Below are 16,647 nucleotides of genomic sequence, written 5' to 3' on the forward strand. Positions count from 1 at the left end.
AGACGCATCGCGTCTGCTCTTTCTTACATAAAAAATCACAAGAAAATGGAGACACTCCAATGCGAGACCCTGGACGCTTCGCCCGTCGCCGTCGCATGCTCCTGGCCGCCGGCGCCTGCCTGATCTCACCTGTGCCGGCGCTTCATGCGCGGCAGGAGCCGGACTATCCGTCCAGGCCCATCGTGCTGGTCGTGCCCAACACGCCCGGCTCGTCGGTCGACACCATGTCGCGGCGAATCTCGGCGCCCATGTCGGCCAGTCTCGGGCAGCCCATCGTGATCGAGAACAACGCCGGCTCGGGCGGGGTGATCGGCGTGCAGCAGATCCTGCGCGCGCCCCGGGACGGCCATACGATCGGCGTCGTCTCGAACAACTTCAGCATCAGCCCTTATCTGTACAAGCTGCCCTACGACCCGGTCAGGGACATCGTGCCGATATCGATCCTGAGCAGCGGGCCGCTGGTGTTGACGGTCAACCCGGGCCTGCCCGTCGACACACTGCAGGAGCTGCTCGCGCTCGCGAGGTCGCGCACCGGCAAGACCTCGCTCACCTTCGGCAGCGCCGGGCTGGGTTCGGTCCCCCACCTGGCGGGCGCGTTGCTGACCACGCTGTCCGGCGTGGAGCTGCTGCACGTGCCCTACAAGGGCATGAGCACCTATATCACCGACCTCATGAGCGGACAGATCGACATCGGCTTCATGCCCACGGCGGCCGCCGTCCCGCTGGTCAGGCGGGGAAGTCTGCGCCCCATCGCGGTGACCGCGGCCCGTCGCGCCGCCAGCTTTCCCGACCTGCCCACGATAGCCGAGGCGGGCCTGCCGGGCTATGAACTCGACGGCTCGCTGGCGGCCATCGCAGCGGCGGGCACGCCGCCGGCCGTCATGCAGCGCCTGAACACCGCGATCGTGGATGCCATGCACTCGCCCGAAGTGACGCAGTACGCGAATGAACAGGGTACGGACATCGTGGGCAGTACGATGGAGCAGGCGCAGCGCTGGTTCGCGCGCGACTTCGAGGTTTATGGCAAGCTCGCGCAGCGCATTGGCCTGAACCCCGCGAACTGAGCCTGCCCGCGTGCCGGCCCTAAGGTGTGTCCACCATGAAGCAACTCGAATTCACGACTCTGAAGCTCTTCGCCGCGGTCGCCGAAAGCGGCAGCATCTCCGCCGCGGCCGACAAGTGCAACCTCACGGTGGCCGCGGTCAGCAAGCGCATCCGCGACCTGGAGCAGTCCAGCCACAACCAACTCTTCCTGCGCCATGCGCGTGGCATGACGTTGACGGCCGCCGGCCACACCCTGCTGCAGCACGCGCGCGAGATCATCTTCAGCGTCGATCGGATGCAGGTCGAGCTTCGGCAGCTTGCGCAGGGGAGGGTAGGGACGGTGCGCGTCGCGGCCGCGGGCTCCGCCGTGGCCCAGTTCCTGCCGGAAGACCTCAAGCTTTTTGCCGACAGGCATCCGAACGTGGGCATAGACCTGACCGAGTCGACCTCGCAGCACGTCGTGGACGCGGTGCTCGAAGGGCGCGTGGACATCGGGATCTTCTTCGGCCCGGCGGACAATCCGGAGCTGACCACGTACGAGTATCGCAGCGACCACCTGTGCCTGGTGGTGCCGCGCGGCCACGCCCTGGCACGGCGCACCCACGTGCGCTTTGCGGACACGCTGGAGTACGAGTTCATCGTCCTGGGGCGCAGCAGCTCCATCGTGCACCTGCTGATGATCGAGAGCGCCGGCCGCTTGAGGACGCGCATCCACGTGCAGAGCAGCGACGCGCTGTGCCGCATGGTGGGCGCGGGGCTGGGCGTGGGCGTGTGTCCGCGCGAAGCGGCGCGCAACTATCGGCGCGCCGGCGACATCAAGGTGATCGAACTGGACGAGCCGTGGGCCCGGCGCCAACTGTTGCTGGGCGTGCGCGCGAGCGCGAGCGAAGAAGGGCTGGCCGGTCCGGCGCGGCTCTTCCTCGCCCATTGCCGCGAGGCGGCCCGGGGGGATGGGCAGGGCGGATGACCCCCGGGGCCTGGGCATCGCTCAGTTCTCGGGCTTCAGGCCGATGCGCTGCGCGAGCTGGCCGAAGACCTCGAAGTCGCGCGCGAACCAGCGCTGCGCTTCCTCCACCGTGCTGCCGACGACCTGGCTGCCCTGTTCTTCCACGAACCTGGTCAATTCCGGAGAGTTCAGGACGCGGACGACCTCGGTGTTGAGGCGGTCGATGGCATGGGTCGGCGTGCCCGCCGCCACGATGACGGCCTGCGAACCGGCGATCTCGTAGCCCGGCAGCCCGGCCTCGGCGATGGTCGGCACGTCCGGCAGCAGCGGAAACCGGGTTGCGGTGGACACCGCCACCGCGCGCAGGTCGCCCCGGTTGATCAGCGGGAGCGCTATCGAGGGGGCGATGAACCCGGCCTCCACTTGCCCACTCATCAAGTCGGTAGTGAAGGTGTTCTGGCCTTTGTACGGTACGTGCAGCATGGTGACGCCGGCCATCGACTCCAGCAGCGCCCCTGCCAGATGGCCGAGCGTGCCCACGCCGGCGCTGCCGTAGGTGACGGTGGCGTTGTCCGGACGCGCCTTGGCCATGGCGATGAATTCGGCGAGGCTGTTGGCGGGGACCTTGGGATTCACCAGGAGCACCATCGGGCCGGTGGTGGCTATCGTCACCGGCACCACGTCCTTGACCGGATCGTAGGGCAGCTTGTACAGGTAGGCGCTGATGTTGAAGTTGTTCGCCACGACGCCGATCGTGTAACCGTCCTTGGGCGCGCGCAGGATCTGCTGCACACCGATCACCCCGCCCGAGCCCGGTTGATTCTCGACCACGACGGACTGTCCGACCGCCCCCGTCAACCAATGGGCGATCTGCCGCGCCATGGTGTCGACGGACGAGCCGGGCGCATTCGGCAATACCATGCGGATGGGCCGGCTGGGGTAGGGCTCCGCGGACAGCACCGGCGCGGGCAATACGGATGCCGCGCCGATCAAAAGGCTGATCTGGCGCCGGCGGCGGGAAATGGGCGTTGCGGATTCGGCGAGTGGGGACTCCTGATGGCCCGACGGCATCGTCGGGGGCTTGCAAATAGGCATGGGTTATGTCTCCTCGGGGTCCGGTCAGGTGCTTGTGCGCATCGCTGCCGGACGGAAGCCTCAATGTAGGTGCTTCGCGCCCGTCGAGGTTTGCCATTCGTTTGCCGTGGTTTTACCGGAGGTTGACCGTGGGCCGCCGTCCTCAGTCTTCCCGCCCCGCCGCCTGGATCAGTTCGACCTTGTAGCCGTCCGGGTCCTCGGCGAAGGCGATCACGGTGGTGCCGTGCTTCATGGGGCCGGCCTCGCGCACGACCTTGCCGCCGAGTTCCTTGATGCGCGCACAGGCGGCATAGGCGTCCTCGACTTCCAGGGCGATGTGGCCGTAGCCGGTGCCCAGGTCGTATTGGTCGGTGTCCCAGTTGTAGGTAAGCTCCAGCGCCGGGCCTTCGGATTCGGGCTGGTAGCCGACGAAGGCGAGGGTGAACTTGCCGTCCGGGTAGTCCTTCTGGCGCAGCAGCCGCATGCCCAGCACCTTGGTGTAGAACGCGATCGAGCGCTCGAGGTTGCCGACGCGCAGCATGGTGTGCAGGATACGCATGTGGGTTTCTCCTAGTTGAACGAAGGCAGGCTGGCCGGGTCGTGCTGGCGCAGGGCCTGCTGGTGTTCCCGGTAGCCGGGAAGGATCTGGCCCAGCTCCGACCAGAAGCCGGGGCCGTGGTTCATCTCGCGCAGATGGGCGAGTTCGTGTGCGACGACGTAGTCGATGACGCCGGCCGGAAAATGCACCAGGCGCCAGTTCAGCATGATGTTGCCCTGGCTGGTGCACGAGCCCCAGCGCGTGCGTGCCGACGACAGGCGCCAGCGGTTGATCGTGAGGCCGGTGCGCTGCAGGAAATATTCCAGCCGCTGGCCGATGACGGCGCGGGCGCGCGCCTGCAGCCAGGCCTGCACGGCATCGCGGATGCGGCCGGCGTCGGCGTCGGGCGGCAGGCCCAGCCACAGCACGTCGCCATCGCGCGGCGCATCGATGTCGCCGTCGTAGCTGCGCGCGCGGCCACCGGTGCGGAACACGATCTGCACGCCCAGGTAGGGCAGGCGCGCGCCGTCCTCCCAGCGCGTGCGATGCAGGGCGACGCGGCGCTGGCGTTCCTGCCAGGCGGCGAGCCGCGAGAGTATCCAGCGCCCTTTGCCGCGCACCGCGTTGTCGATCTCGGCGAGCGAGACCCAGCGCGGCGCCGTCACGCGCAAGCCGTCGTCGGTGATGAGAAAGCCGATGGTGCGCCGGCGCGAGCGCTGCAGCACGAAGCCGATGGTCTGGTCCTCGAGCGCCACTTCGCGCCAGCGGGCCTGGGGCGGCAGCGTGGCGGGCGGCTGCGCGCGCACGGGCCCGGCCGGGGGGGCGGCGGACGCGGGCGCGTGCGCGGCGGGCGCCGGCGGCTCGGCCCCCGGTTCGCCCCACGGCAGGGCGAGCTGAGGCTCAGGCGGCCGCATCGCGATAGCGATGCGGGCTGAGGCGCCGCATTTCGCCTTCGATCCAGTCCTGGGCCTTCCTGTTGAGTTCGGCCGCGGACAGGCCATCCGATGCGATCGGTGGGCCGATGGAGACGGTGATGAGCCCCGGTTTCTTGACGAAGGCGTTGCGCGCCCAGCACTCGCCGGCGTTGTGGGCCACCGGGACGACGGGCACGCCGGCGTTCACCGCGATGCGCGCGCCGCCGGTCTGGTAGCGCCCGACCTGTCCGGGCGGCACGCGCGTGCCCTCGGGAAACAGGATCGGCCAGCGGTTCTCCTCGAGCCGCGCGGCGCTTTTGCTGAGCACCTGCTGCATCGCGCTGCGCTTGTCGTTGCGGTCGATGGAGATCATGTCGAGCAGCTTCAGGCCCCAGCCGAAGAACGGCACCCAGTGCAGCTCGGCCTTGTAGACGAAGCACAGTTCGCGTGGAAAGTGCGACGGGTAGAACAGCGTCTCCCAGGCCGACTGGTGCTTGGACAGCACCACCGCGGGCCCGGCGGGCAGGTTCTCCCAGCCGCGCACTTCGTAGCGCACGCCGCAGATGGTCCGGGCGCCCCAGATCGCCAGGCGCGGCCAGCCCATGGTGAAGCGGTAGCGCCAGTGCAGCGGCAGCGGCGCGGCCAGCGTGCAGGCGAAGGCGTAGGGAATGACCGTGATGGCCAGAAAGAGCGCGTAGAGCGTCGAGCGCAGCCGGGCCAGCATTACAGGGCTTCCAGGGCGAGCGCCACGGCCGCGAGATCGTCGCGCACCTGCGTGCCTTGCGGCAGTTCGTACTGATGCTCGGTGCGCGCGCCGTTGCCGGTGCGCACCAGCCAGGGCGTGCAGCCCGCGGCGGCGGCGGCTTCCAGGTCGCGCATGGAGTCGCCCACCGCGGGCACGCCGGCGAGATCGACATCGAAGCGGCGCGCGATGTCCAGGAGCATGCCGGGCAGGGGCTTGCGGCAGTCGCAGCGCTCGTCGGGCAGGTGCGGGCAGATGAAGAAGGCTTCGATCTGCCCGCCCAGCACCGAGAGTTCGTCGCGCAGCTTGTTGTGCATGGCGTTGAGCGTGTCCATGTCGAACAGGCCGCGCCCCAGGCCGGACTGGTTGGTAGCGACGACCACCCGCCAGCCCGCCCGGTTCATCCGGGCGATGGCCTCCAGGCTGCCGGGCAGCGGGATGCATTCGTCCGGTGTCTTGACGAAGTTCGAGCTGTCCTGGTTGATGACGCCGTCGCGATCCAGGATGACGAGTTTCATGGCGACTCCCGCGTAGCGCGTCAAGCCAGGCGGCCCAGATCCGCCACCTGGTTCATCAGCCCGTGCAGTTGAGCGAGCAGGGCCAGGCGATTGTTGCGCACGGCGGGATCTTGCGCCATCACCATGACATCGTTGAAGAACGTATCGACCGCCTCGCGCGCGCCGGCCAGGGTGGTCAGCGCCGCGGCGAAGTCGCCCTGGGCGGCCTGGCGCTGCGCCTGCGGCGCCAGTTCGCGCACCTGGGCGGCCAGCGCCTGTTCGGCGGGCTCCTTGAGCAGCGCCGCGTCGACCTCGGCCCCCACGTTCTCGGCTTTCTTGAGCAGGTTGCCGATGCGCTTGTTGGCCGCCGCCAGGCTCTCGGCGGCGGGCTGCTGGCGGAAGGCGGCGAGGGCGGCCACGCGCGCCTGGACCTGGTGCAGCGGCGGCTGCAGGGCGAGCACGGCGTCGATGACGTCGCGCTCGTACTGCTGGCCGAGCTGGTTGCGCACGCGCTCGTGCACGAAGCCGCGCAGCTCGTCGACCAGGCCGGCGGGCTTGTCCTGCGGCACCACGGCCGGGACGAAGCCCGCCACCGCGCGCTCGAGCAACGCGTCCAGCGTCAGCGCCGGCCGCGCGTTGCGCACGTCGAGCTGGCCGCCCGCGGTGAGCTGTTCGAAGGCGGAGATCAGGCCCAGCGCCGCGCGGCGCAGGCCGTAGGGGTCGCGGTCGCCCGTGGGCTGCAGGCCGATGGCCCAGATGCCGGCGAGCGTCTCGGCGCGTTCGGCGATGAAGAGCGCGGCGCCCGCGGCGGTGTCGGCGGCCACCGGGGCGTCCAGGCGGATGTCGTACTGGCGGCGGATCGCCTGCACCACCGGGGCGCTCTCGCCGTCATTGGCGGCGTAGTAGGCGCCCATGATGCCCTGCAGCTCGGGGAACTCGCCCACCATGCTGGACACCAGGTCGGCCTTGGCAAGCGTGGCCGCGCGGCGCGCGGCGGCGGCATCCGCGCCGATGGCCTCGGCCACCCAGCCGGCCAGCGCGGCCACGCGCTCGGTGCGCTGCAACTGGCTGCCCAGCTTGTTGTGGTAGACGATGCTGCCCAGGGCGGGCACGCGGCTCTCGAGCGTGGCCTTGCGGTCGGTTTCGAAGAAAAAGCGCGCGTCGGCCAGACGCGGGCGCACCACACGCTGGTTGCCCTGCACGATGTTGGCCGGATCGTCGAGCTGCATGTTGCTCACGATCAGAAAGCGGTTCGTCAGCGTGCGCCCGTCGGCGTCGAACAGCGGGAAGTATTTCTGGTTCAGCCGCATGGTGAGGATCAGGCATTCCTGCGGCACTTCCAGGAAGGCCGGCTCGAACTCGCCCACGTACACCGTGGGATATTCGACCAGGGCGGTGACTTCGTCGAGCAGCGGCGCCACGTCGGCCTCGTCGCCCAGGGAGGCGCCCAGGCGCGCGGCCTCGGCGCGCAGTTGCTGCTCGACCTGTGCGCGGCGTTCCGCGAAGGAGGCGATCACCTTGCCGTGCTCGGCGAGGTCGCGCGCGTAGTCTTGCGCGGCGGTGACGGTGAGCGGGTCGCGCGGCGCCTGGAAGCGGTGGCCGCGCGTGACGCGGCTGGCTTCCAGGCCCAGCGCCGTGACCGGCACCACGTCCTCGCCGTGCAGGGCGATCAGGCTGTGGGCCGGGCGCACGAAGCGCACGGTGGTCTGGCCGTCGGCGAGCTGATAGCTCATGACCTTGGGAATGGGCAGCTTGGCGATGGCCTCGTCCAGGGCCTCCTGCAGGCCGGCGGCGAGCACGGCGCCGCGCGCGATGCCGCGGTAGACCAGTTGTTCGTTCTTGCCGTCGGACTCGCGCTCAAGGCTGGCCACGTCGATGTCGGCCAGGCCCTTGGCGGCGAGCTTCTTCGAGAGCGCCGGGCTGGCCTGGCCCTCGGCGGTGAGGCCGACCGAGACCGGCATCAGTTTCTCGCTGTAGGGCTTGTCGGCGGCCTGCGCGAGCACGGCGGGCAGCAGCACGGCCAGGCGGCGCGGGCTGGCATAGCCCTCGGGCGCGGCGGCGCCCCCGGCGATCAGGCCGCGCTTGGCCAGGCCCTGGGCGATGCCGTCGGCAAAGGCCTGGCCCAGGCGCGCGAGGGCCTTGGGCGGCAGTTCTTCGGTGAACAGTTCCACCAGCAGGGGGCGGACGGTGAGGTCGGTGCCGGCGGTCATGCGGGTTCCTTCTGTGCAGCTTGGGCGCCCGGGAGCATGGGGAAGCCCAGGCGCTCGCGGGAATCGTAGTAGGCCTGTGCGACGGCCCGCGACAGGTTGCGGATGCGGCCGATGTAGGCGGCGCGTTCGGTCACGCTGATCGCGCCGCGCGCATCGAGCAGGTTGAAGGTGTGCGCCGCCTTCAGCACCGACTCGTAGGCGGGCAGGGCGAGCGGCGTCTCGAGCGCGAGCAGGGCCTGCGCCTGCTTCTCGTAGTCGCTGAAGTGCGCGAACAGGATCTCGGGCATCGCGTGCTCGAAGTTGTAGGTCGACTGCTCGACTTCGTTCTGGTGGAACACGTCGCGGTAGGTGATGACGCCGGACGGACCTTCGGTCCAGACCAGGTCGTAGACGCTCTCCACGCCCTGCAGATACATGGCCAGGCGTTCCAGGCCGTAGGTGATCTCGCCCGTGATGGGCTTGCAGTCCAGGCCGCCGACTTGCTGGAAGTACGTGAACTGCGTGATTTCCATGCCGTTCAGCCAGACTTCCCAGCCCAGGCCCCAGGCGCCCAGCGTGGGGTTCTCCCAGTCGTCCTCCACGAAGCGCACGTCGTGCGCCGCCGGGTCGATGCCGATGGCGCGCAGCGAGCCGAGGTACAGCTCGAGGATGTCCGGGGGGGCGGGCTTGAGGACTACCTGATACTGGTAATAGTGCTGCAACCGGTTCGGATTGTTGCCGTAGCGGCCGTCCTTGGGCCGGCGCGAGGGCTGCACGTAGGCCGCGCGCCAGGGTTCCGGGCCGAGCGAGCGCAGGAAGGTGGCGGTGTGCGAGGTGCCCGCGCCTACTTCCATGTCGTAGGGTTGCAGGAGCGCGCAGCCCTGGTTGCCCCAGTAGTCCTGCAAGCGAAGAATCAGTTGCTGAAAGGTAAGCATGGAAAGCCCATCGTATTTGCGTCTGCATGCGCGGCGCCCGGGGGCTTCGCGCCCGGCGCGGGTTTTTCGCAAGCGAATCCACTATTTTAGCGGCTAGATCGCCCCCGCCAGGGGCGAACCCACCCGATTTGGCCGGATCCGGGGGTTCGGGCGACAATGCCCGCCTCACCAGCGCGACTCGTAGGCGGGGCGTCCGAGGCTTCGCAGCGCGCTCAACCGGAGGACCTGCGTAGTGGCAAGACGACAAGCAATCCCGATCCATTCCCCAAGTTTCGAGCGCATCGGGACGTGGGGCCGAAGTTGGCTGATGGCTTGGCTTGTCGTTCTGTGCAGCGTGTGCTTCCTGCAGACCGCGGTGGCGGCCGAGGCCTCTGCGTCGGCGCCTTCGGCCGCGGCCAACTACGGCACGCTGGCCGACGTGCTCGAGAACGACGCGACGCGCGAGCGGCTCATCGAGCAGTTGCGCACCCTGGCCGCGGAGCAGCCGCCCGCCGGCGCCGCGGCGCCGGCCACGAGCGCGGCGGCGGATCCCGCCTCGGCCACGCCGCCTGCAACCGCTTCCCCGGCCCAGGACCGGGCCGGGCAGGCTGCAGCCAACAACCGCCTGGCCGAGGTGTCGCTGGCCGGGCGCATCGCCGACGGCATGCAGAGCTTCGTGGGCGATCTGATCGACGACGCCGGCACCGCCGCCGTCACGCTGCGCGATCTCTTCACGGGCGAGGCGCAGCCCGCAAGCCGTGTGGTCGATTGGCCGGCGATGCTGGGGCAACTGGCCGTCGTCGCCGTGGCCACCATCGTCGCCTTCCTGATCCTGCGCGCCCTGGCGACCGGCCTCTTCCGCCGGCTGGACCAGTGGGTCGTGCATCGCGGCAAGACGCCCCCGCCCGCCGCCGAGCCCGGCTTGCGCACGCGCTTTTCCGCCCTGGGCAGCCGCGTCCACCTGTGGTCCACGCGAGTCGCGGCCATCGTCCTCGCCCTGGTGGTGGACGTGGCGGTGATCCTGCTCGCGGGCGCGGTCGGCTACGGCACGGCCGTCTTCATGGGGGTGCGCGGTTTCGTGGGCATCTTCGACATGCTGTTCGTGAATGCCTTCGTGGCCGTCGAGATCGCGCGGGCGCTGGTGCGCATGGTGTTTGCCACGCGCTTCGAGAACCTGCGCCTGCTGCCCATGGCCGATGACGTCGCCAAGTACTGGGACCGCTGGCTCGAGCGTCTGGTGAGCATTGCGGGCTACGGCCTGCTGGTGGTGGTGCCCGTGCTGGGCGCGATGCTGTCGCCGGCCATCGGGCAGCTCGCCGGGTTCGTCATCATGCTGTGCGTGTACGTCTACGCCGTGTCGGTGATCTGGCGCAACCGCAAGCTCATCCGCGATCGCATCACCCGGCGCGCCCAGCATGCCTCGACGGCGTTCTTCGGCACGCTGCTGCGCGTGCTGGCGCGCACCTGGCACGTGCTGGCCATCGCCTATTTCACCGTGCTGCTGGTGGCCAGCCAGGTCGATCCGGCCGGCGCGCTGCCCTTCATGGCCGCCGCCACCGCACAGACCGTGCTGGCCGTCGGGATCGGGATGTTGATCTCGGCCATCCTCACGCTGCTGCTGTCGCGCCACATCCGCCTGTCGGCCGATCTGAACCGCCGCCTGCCGATGCTCGAGGCGCGGCTGAATTCCTATGTGCCCGCGACGCTCAAGGGCCTGCGCCTGGTGATCCTGGTCGCGGTCGCGCTGATCGTGCTGGATGCCTGGCACGCGTTCAACCTGTCGGCGTGGGTCGCCTCCGAGCGCGGAGCGGCGTTCATCGGCACCGTGGTGCGCGTGGCGATCATCCTGTTCGTCGCCATGGCCGTCTGGACGGTCATCGCCAGCGTGATCGAGCACCGCCTGAACCTCGGCCCCGACGCCGCGGGCAAGACCAAGCTGCCCAGCGCGCGCGAGAAGACCCTGCTGTCGCTGTTCCGCAATGCGTCGCTGGTGGTGATCGTGACCATGACGGTGCTGGTGCTGCTCTCGCAGATCGGTATCAACATCGGCCCGCTGATCGCCGGCGCCGGGGTGGTCGGCCTGGCCATCGGCTTTGGCGCGCAGAAGCTGGTGCAGGACGTCATCACCGGCGTCTTCATCCAGCTCGAGAACGGCATGAACCAGAACGACGTGGTCGAGGTGGCCGGCATCTTCGGCACGGTGGAAAAGCTCACCATCCGCTCGGTGGGCATCCGCACGCTGGATGGCGGCTATCACCTGATCCCGTTTTCCTCGGTCGACAAGGTGTCCAACCACATGCGCGACTTCTCGTACCACTGGGGCGAGTACACCGTGGCGCATCGCGAGAACGTCGACGACGTGTTCTTCCACCTGCGCGCGGCCTACGACGAGATGCAGCAGGACGAAGTGCTGGCCCCCGAGCTGCTCGAGGACATCACCATCGCCGGCGTCACCAAGCTCGACGAGCGCGGCTTCACCGTGCGCGTGCTCATCAAGACCACCCCGGGCATGCAGTGGGCGGTGCAGCGGGCGTACAACCGCCTGGTCAAGAAGCACTTCAATGCCGCCGGCATCGAGCTGCCGTACCCGCATACGGTGGTCTACTTCGGCCAGGACAAGAACGGGCAGGCGCCCGCCGCCAACGTCCACACGGTCGAGGCGCGCGAGGTGCTCGAAGGCAACGCGCCGGGCAACGGCGCCATGTTCCGGCCGCTCGCCGCGGCGCAGCCCGCGCACGCCAAGGACAAGGCCGACGTGCTGGGCAACGAGCTGGACACCGTCTACGACGAGGACGGCCAGCGCAAGGAACCGCCCGCGCCTCAGCCCGAGCGCACGTGATACGCGGCGAGTCGGTAGCCATCCCGGGCCGCTCGCCCGCGGGTCAGCCGCCGTCCAGCCCGAACAGGCGCGCCGCGTTGTCGTGGAAGAATGCCTGCAGCGCCGCGTCGCCGAGGCCGAGCCCGCCGGCATCCTCGATGCTCTGGCGGATCGGACGAAACGGATAGGACGAACCGAACAGCAACTGCTCGCGCAGGAAGCTGTTGGCGGCTTGCACATAGACCTGGCTGCCGGGCTGGAACAGGTACATGTCGGGCACCAGGTGCACGTTGGCGTAGCGAAACGCCAGGCCGACGGCCTGCTGGGCATTGGGCCAGTAGCCGTGGTAGACGACCAGCGGCAGGTCCGGGAACGCCTGGGCCACGCGCGCGAGCGGCGCGGGGTCGTTGTGGCGCAGGTCGGGCGTGGTCGGCCCGCTCATCAGGAACACAGGCACGCCGCGCCGCGCGGCGTACTCGTAGACCGGCCAGTACACCGGGTCGTCCGGATGCCGGGCCGGCGCGCCGAAGCCGGGCTCCAGATCGATACCGGCCAGGCCCAGGGTGTCGATCGCGCGCGCGGCCTCGGCCAGCGCGGCGTCGGTGCCCTGCAGGGCCGGGTCCACCGCGCCGATGCCCAGCAGCAGCGGGCTGTCGCCCACGATCTCGCGGATCGTATCGTTGGGCAGTTGCTGGGCCGGCGTGTGCCGGCCCACGACCACCGCGCGCGCGAGGCCGGCGTCGCGTATTTCCGCGAGAAAGCCGTCGCGCGTGAGCGAGCGCTCGAAGTGGTCGTCGGGCCCGCGCGTGCCGACGCGCCGGTTCAGCCAGCGCGCCGTGGCGTGTTCCGGCGAGCCCGGCGTGGCGCCGAAGAAGTCGTGCAGATACGCCGGGCGGCAGCGCATGTCGATGATGCGGGTCATGCAGGTTCCTGCGTCGGTGAGGGTTGGACCGGCTGGGTGGCGCGACCGTCGAAGGCGCCGCCGGTGAGCGCGCGGTCGCTCAGCGTGACGGCCGCCTTGCCCAGGCGCGGGAAGACCAGCTCGGCAAAGCGGATGGCTTCTTCCAGGTGCGGATAGCCGGACATCACGAAGGTATCGACGCCGGCCTCGATGTATTCGTACATGCGCGCGGCGACCTCGTCGGCACTGCCGACCAGCGCGGTGCCCGCACCGCCGCGCACCAGGCCCACCCCCGCCCAGAGGTTGGGCGCGACCACCAGCCGGTCGCGCCGGCCGCCGTGCAGGGCGGCCATGCGCTGCTGGCCGACCGAGTCCATCTGCGCGTACACCCGCTGCGCCCGGGCGATGTCCTCGTCGGTCAGATGGCTGATCAGGCGGTCGGCGTCGTCCCAGGCCTCGGCCGCGGTCTCGCGCACGATCGCATGCAGGCGTACGCCGAAGCGCAGGGTGCGCCCATGGCGGGCGGCGCGTTCGCGCACGTCGGCGATCTTCTGCGCCACGGCGGCGGGCGGTTCGCCCCAGGTCAGATAGGCGTCGACGTGCCTGGCGGCGAGTTCGTGAGCGGCCGGGGACGATCCGCCGAAATACAGCGGCGGATAGGGCCGCTGCACCGGCGGGAAGAGGTTGCGGCTTTGCCGCACGCTCAGGTGCCGCCCCTCGAAATCCACGGTCTCCCCGCGCATGAGCGCACGCCAGATGGCGAGGTATTCGTCGGCGGCCTGGTAGCGTTCGTCGTGCGCGAGGAACACACCGTCAGCGGCGAGCTCGGCCGCGTCTCCGCCCGGCACGACGTTGAGCAGCAGGCGTCCGCCCAGCGCCTGGTCCAGGGTGGCCGCCTGGCGGGCGGCCGGCGCGGGGCCGCCCAGCGAGGTGCGCAGAGCGACCAGCAGCTTGATGCGCCGGGTGACCGGGACCAGGCTGGCCGCCACCACCCAGGGGTCCAGGCACGAGCTGCCGGTGGGAATCAGCAGGCCGTCATAGCCCAGTTCGTCGGCGGTGGTGGCGATGCTGCGCAGATACGCGTTGGAGGGCGCGCGGCCGAATGCCGAGGTACCCAGGTAGCGGGTATCGCCCGAGGTGGGCAGGAACCAGAAAATGTCGGGGCTCACGAGGTCGTCTCCGTTGGGGGGGCGGCGGCGCCCGTCCCGGCGGGCGGCGCGAGTTGGCCGAGGCGATGCAGGCGGGCGCGCACGACGCTGCGGCTGATGCCGAGCTGGCGCGCCGTCTGTACCTGATTGCAGCGGTTGTGGCGCCACGCGGCCAGCAGCAGATGGTCGAGCACCTGCTGTTCGAGGCCCTCGGCTTCGCTGCGGCACAGCGCATGCAGCGCGCGCTCCAGGTCGGAGCCGCCGTGGCCCGCTTCGGGCATGGGCGCCGCCGGCGCGGGTTGCAGCGCCAGGGCCGCCACATCGATGCGGCGGCCCTGGGCCAGCAGCAGGCTGCGATGGATGGCGTTTTCGAGTTCGCGCACGTCGCCCGGCCAGGCATGTTCGCGCAGCGCCGACTGCGCCGCCGGCGTGAGTTCGGCCCGTGCGTGGCCCAGGCGCTGGCAGTAGGTGGCGATGAAGTGCCGGGCGAGGGGCAGGATGTCGCCGGGACGCTCGGCGAGCGGCGCGACCGACAGGCGCACCACGCTCACCTGGTAGTAGAGATCCTTGCGAAAGGCTCCGCTGGCGACGCGCTGTTCCAGCTCCGGGGTGGCGGCGGCGAGCACGCGCACGTCCACCCGGCGGCGCGTGCGTCCGCCGAGCCGGGCCACGCTCTTGTCCAGCATGGCCCGCACGAGACGGGTCTGCACCGCGAGCGGCAAGGCTTCCAGTTCATCGAGAAAGAGCGTGCCCTCGTGGGCTTCCTCCAGCCATCCGGGCTGGCCGCCGAATGCGCCGGTGAAGGCGCCATGCTCGTAGCCGAAGAGTTCGGCATCGACCATCGGCTCGGACAGCGCGCCGCAGTTGACCGACACGAAGGGGCCGTCCCGGCGCCGGCTGAGATCGTGCAGATGGCGCGCGACGGTCTCCTTGTCGGACCCGGTGTCGCCCACGATCAGGATGCCGGCGTCAGTCGGCCCGATCCGCCGCATGGTGTCGAGCAACGCGCGCGAACGCTCGTCCTCGAAGATCCGGGCATTGCCCGGCAGCGGTTGGCCCGGCGCGGCGCGCAGCGGCCATGCCGCAAGCGCAGGTGTGGAATCGGGGCGAGTCATGCGTAGAACGACGGGGATGGCAGCTCGCCCTTGAGCGCCCATTCACCCAGCTCCTGCAGTTTGTAGTGCAACGGGTCGTGCAGCGTCTGGGTGCGCACGTTGCGCCAGTAGCGGTCCAGAGCGAGGGCGCCATGCGTGGCGCGCGCGCCGGTGACCTCGAACATGCCGCCGGTGATCGCCAGCCCTGCGCGGGCCGAACTCACCTTGGCGGCGGCGATCGCCAGCGCCAGCTTGCCGCGCGTATCCCAGTCGAGCGAGTCGCCCTGCCGCCAGGCGGCGTCGAACTGCGCCGCGGCGCGATCGGCGAGCGCGATGGCCGCTTCCAGGTCTGCCCAGAACTCGCCATAGCGGGCGAGCACGTGCGGGTCGTCGGCAGCCCGCTCGGCGGGCGAGCGGACCCAGGGGTAGGCTTCGTGCAGGGTGTAGTGGCGCGCGGCCTCGAGGGCGCCGGCGGCCTGGCCGATGAAAAGCTGCACGAAGGTGAGCTGGGCAAGCAAGGGGCGCAGGCTGGCCAGCGGGGTGGCGAGCGGCCCGGGGTCGAGCAGCAGTTCGTTGTGCTCGACGCGCACCTTCTCGAACAGGGCGGAGCCGCTGTCGGTCTGGCGCTGGCCGATGCTGTTCCAGTCGTCGTTGAGCGAGATGCCGCGCCTCTCGGTCGGGATCGCGGCGATGAGCAGCCGCCCGCTGGTCTCGTCGAGCGCGGAGGCGATCAGCATCTGCGAGTCGAGCGCGCCGGAGCAGAAACTCTTTTTGCCGGAGAACTCCCACCAGCCGTCGCGCCGGTGCGCGAGCGTGCGGCGATCGAGCGGGTTGAGCGTGTTGCCCCAGAACCAGCGTTTGGCCGCCGTCTGTACGAACCAGGGTTCCCATGCCCGGGCTGGCCGAACAGGCGGACCGTGGCGAGCAGCAGGTGCTGAAAGCCGTACACGTGGGCGAGCGAGCCGTCGGCCTGCGCGATGGCGCGCACCGTGACCAGCGTCTCCGTCCAGTCGGCGCCCAGGCCGCCATAGTCGCGCGGGATCGCGAGCGCCAGCAGGCCGCTTTCGCGCAGTGCGTCGCGCTCGGCCTTGGGCGTGCCGCCGACCAGGTCGCGCGTGGCTGCGGTGGCCGCGAACTGCCGCGCCAATGCGCGGGCGACGGCGAGCGGCTCGCCGCGCGGCACGTCGTAGGCCGGCGCCAGGTCGCCGTGCCTGGCCGTGGCTGCGGGCATCATGCCGCCTGCTCCAGCCAGCCGGTGCGCGCGGGGCCGCCCAGATGGGCCAGCGCCGGCGCGGCGAGTTCGGCGGCCAGGCGCACGCGTGCGGCCAGTGCCGGGTCGACGATCCTGCCATCGGCGAAGTCGGCCGAGGTGGCATACACGCCGATTGGCAGCGTGAGTGTCTGGAAGAAGGCGAACAGCGGGCGCAACTGGTGATCGATCACCAATGCGTGCCGGCTGCTGCCGCCGGTGGCCGCGAGCAGGACGGGCTTGCCGATCAGCGCGTCCTGCTCGACGAGATCGAGCAGGTGCTTGAAAAGGCCGGGCAGGCTGCCGCGGAACACCGGGCAGCCGACCACCAGCAGGTCGGCTTCGCCCAGGGTGGCGATGGCCTGGCGCACGGCCGCGCTCTGCGTCTGCGCGGACAGGCTGCCGCCGAGATGCGGGACCAGGTCGGCGAGTTCGACCGACACGATTTCCAGGGGGCGGTGATCCTGCAGCGCGGCGCCGATGGCCTCGAGCAGTTGCTGGGTGCGGGACGGGCGCGACAGGCTGCCGTTGAGCAGGACGGCGCGCAGGGGGCGGGGCGAATGGGCGAGGGGCATGGCG

The 16,647-nt window shown here is 70.2% G+C and carries 14 protein-coding genes and 1 pseudogene; 3 read left to right on the forward strand and 12 right to left on the reverse strand.

Features of this window, described 5'->3' with window-relative positions; genetic code table 11:
• Positions 1-59: 59 nt before the first annotated feature.
• Together FOZ76_RS12135 and FOZ76_RS12140 are read left to right on the forward strand one after the other, a co-directional pair.
• Entirely contained in the window at positions 60-1,064 is a 1,005-nt protein-coding gene (locus FOZ76_RS12135) for a Bug family tripartite tricarboxylate transporter substrate binding protein (protein WP_143948530.1), read from the forward strand.
• A gap of 35 nt (positions 1,065-1,099) precedes the next feature.
• Entirely contained in the window at positions 1,100-2,011 is a 912-nt protein-coding gene (locus FOZ76_RS12140) for a LysR family transcriptional regulator (protein WP_143948531.1), read from the forward strand.
• Between the two features lie 21 nt (positions 2,012-2,032).
• Here FOZ76_RS12140 and FOZ76_RS12145 read toward each other — a convergent pair whose 3' ends face one another.
• From FOZ76_RS12145 to glyQ, 7 genes are all read right to left on the reverse strand, one after another.
• The gene (locus FOZ76_RS12145; protein ID WP_143948532.1) at positions 2,033-3,085 is read right to left on the reverse strand and encodes a Bug family tripartite tricarboxylate transporter substrate binding protein; all 1,053 of its coding nucleotides are present in this window, start codon (positions 3,083-3,085) and stop codon (positions 2,033-2,035) included.
• Between the two features lie 142 nt (positions 3,086-3,227).
• Positions 3,228-3,623, reverse strand: a complete 396-nt coding sequence (gloA, locus tag FOZ76_RS12150) for a lactoylglutathione lyase (RefSeq protein ID WP_143948533.1) — start codon at positions 3,621-3,623, stop codon at positions 3,228-3,230.
• A gap of 11 nt (positions 3,624-3,634) precedes the next feature.
• Complete coding sequence (locus tag FOZ76_RS12155; RefSeq protein ID WP_143948534.1) at positions 3,635-4,516, reverse strand: M48 family metallopeptidase; 882 nt, start codon at positions 4,514-4,516, stop codon at positions 3,635-3,637.
• Complete coding sequence (locus FOZ76_RS12160; RefSeq protein WP_143948597.1) at positions 4,503-5,237, reverse strand: lysophospholipid acyltransferase family protein; 735 nt, start codon at positions 5,235-5,237, stop codon at positions 4,503-4,505. Before FOZ76_RS12160 ends, FOZ76_RS12155 begins: the two co-directional genes overlap by 14 nt.
• Before the next feature lie 2 nt (positions 5,238-5,239).
• On the reverse strand, positions 5,240-5,776 hold the full coding sequence (gene gmhB / locus FOZ76_RS12165) for a D-glycero-beta-D-manno-heptose 1,7-bisphosphate 7-phosphatase (RefSeq protein ID WP_143948535.1): 537 nt from the start codon (positions 5,774-5,776) through the stop codon (positions 5,240-5,242).
• A 20-nt stretch (positions 5,777-5,796) separates the two neighbouring features.
• The gene (glyS, locus tag FOZ76_RS12170; protein ID WP_143948536.1) at positions 5,797-7,965 is read right to left on the reverse strand and encodes a glycine--tRNA ligase subunit beta; all 2,169 of its coding nucleotides are present in this window, start codon (positions 7,963-7,965) and stop codon (positions 5,797-5,799) included.
• Entirely contained in the window at positions 7,962-8,879 is a 918-nt protein-coding gene (gene glyQ, locus FOZ76_RS12175) for a glycine--tRNA ligase subunit alpha (RefSeq protein WP_143948537.1), read from the reverse strand. The genes glyS and glyQ overlap by 4 nt, the downstream gene beginning before the upstream one ends.
• 307 nt (positions 8,880-9,186) lie before the next feature.
• On the opposite strand from glyQ, the gene FOZ76_RS12180 reads away from it, so the two are divergent.
• The gene (locus FOZ76_RS12180; protein ID WP_143948538.1) at positions 9,187-11,697 is read left to right on the forward strand and encodes a mechanosensitive ion channel domain-containing protein; all 2,511 of its coding nucleotides are present in this window, start codon (positions 9,187-9,189) and stop codon (positions 11,695-11,697) included.
• Positions 11,698-11,740: 43 nt separating this feature from the next.
• On the opposite strand, the gene FOZ76_RS12185 is transcribed toward FOZ76_RS12180, so the two are convergent.
• The 5 genes and pseudogenes from FOZ76_RS12185 to msuE all read right to left on the reverse strand — a co-directional run bounded on the left by FOZ76_RS12185 (position 11,741) and on the right by msuE (position 16,643).
• A complete protein-coding gene (locus tag FOZ76_RS12185; protein ID WP_143948539.1) occupies positions 11,741-12,598 on the reverse strand; it encodes an amidohydrolase family protein in 858 nt (285 codons plus the stop codon).
• Positions 12,595-13,746 carry an FMNH2-dependent alkanesulfonate monooxygenase gene (gene ssuD / locus FOZ76_RS12190; protein WP_143948540.1) on the reverse strand — a complete coding sequence of 384 codons (1,152 nt, stop codon included), beginning with the start codon at positions 13,744-13,746 and terminating at the stop codon, positions 12,595-12,597. Before ssuD ends, FOZ76_RS12185 begins: the two co-directional genes overlap by 4 nt.
• On the reverse strand, positions 13,743-14,840 hold the full coding sequence (locus FOZ76_RS12195) for a sigma 54-interacting transcriptional regulator (protein ID WP_246129467.1): 1,098 nt from the start codon (positions 14,838-14,840) through the stop codon (positions 13,743-13,745). Before FOZ76_RS12195 ends, ssuD begins: the two co-directional genes overlap by 4 nt.
• Positions 14,837-16,050, reverse strand: a pseudogene (locus FOZ76_RS12200) (acyl-CoA dehydrogenase family protein). Before FOZ76_RS12200 ends, FOZ76_RS12195 begins: the two are co-directional and overlap by 4 nt.
• Positions 16,050-16,643 carry an FMN reductase gene (gene msuE / locus FOZ76_RS12205; protein ID WP_143948542.1) on the reverse strand — a complete coding sequence of 198 codons (594 nt, stop codon included), beginning with the start codon at positions 16,641-16,643 and terminating at the stop codon, positions 16,050-16,052. The pseudogene FOZ76_RS12200 and the gene msuE overlap by 1 nt, the downstream one beginning before the upstream one ends.
• Positions 16,644-16,647: the final 4 nt, after the last annotated feature.

It is taken from the genome of Verticiella sediminum, from assembly GCF_007558815.1.
GTDB lineage: Bacteria > Pseudomonadota > Gammaproteobacteria > Burkholderiales > Burkholderiaceae_B > Verticiella > Verticiella sediminum.

Excerpts from the sequence above, each read along its gene's own strand:
- gmhB (WP_143948535.1), bottom strand. The coding sequence starts at position 5,776 with ATGAAACTCGTCATCCTGGATCGCGACGGCGTCATCAACCAGGACAGC.
- FOZ76_RS12155 (WP_143948534.1), bottom strand. The coding sequence starts at position 4,516 with ATGCGGCCGCCTGAGCCTCAGCTCGCCCTGCCGTGGGGCGAACCGGGG.
- msuE (WP_143948542.1), bottom strand. The coding sequence starts at position 16,643 with ATGCCCCTCGCCCATTCGCCCCGCCCCCTGCGCGCCGTCCTGCTCAAC.
- FOZ76_RS12195 (WP_246129467.1), bottom strand. The coding sequence starts at position 14,840 with ATGACTCGCCCCGATTCCACACCTGCGCTTGCGGCATGGCCGCTGCGC.
- FOZ76_RS12185 (WP_143948539.1), bottom strand. The coding sequence starts at position 12,598 with ATGACCCGCATCATCGACATGCGCTGCCGCCCGGCGTATCTGCACGAC.
- FOZ76_RS12135 (WP_143948530.1), top strand. The coding sequence starts at position 60 with ATGCGAGACCCTGGACGCTTCGCCCGTCGCCGTCGCATGCTCCTGGCC.
- FOZ76_RS12145 (WP_143948532.1), bottom strand. The coding sequence starts at position 3,085 with ATGCCTATTTGCAAGCCCCCGACGATGCCGTCGGGCCATCAGGAGTCC.
- glyS (WP_143948536.1), bottom strand. The coding sequence starts at position 7,965 with ATGACCGCCGGCACCGACCTCACCGTCCGCCCCCTGCTGGTGGAACTG.
- FOZ76_RS12180 (WP_143948538.1), top strand. The coding sequence starts at position 9,187 with ATGGCTTGGCTTGTCGTTCTGTGCAGCGTGTGCTTCCTGCAGACCGCG.
- glyQ (WP_143948537.1), bottom strand. The coding sequence starts at position 8,879 with ATGCTTACCTTTCAGCAACTGATTCTTCGCTTGCAGGACTACTGGGGC.
- FOZ76_RS12140 (WP_143948531.1), top strand. The coding sequence starts at position 1,100 with ATGAAGCAACTCGAATTCACGACTCTGAAGCTCTTCGCCGCGGTCGCC.
- gloA (WP_143948533.1), bottom strand. The coding sequence starts at position 3,623 with ATGCGTATCCTGCACACCATGCTGCGCGTCGGCAACCTCGAGCGCTCG.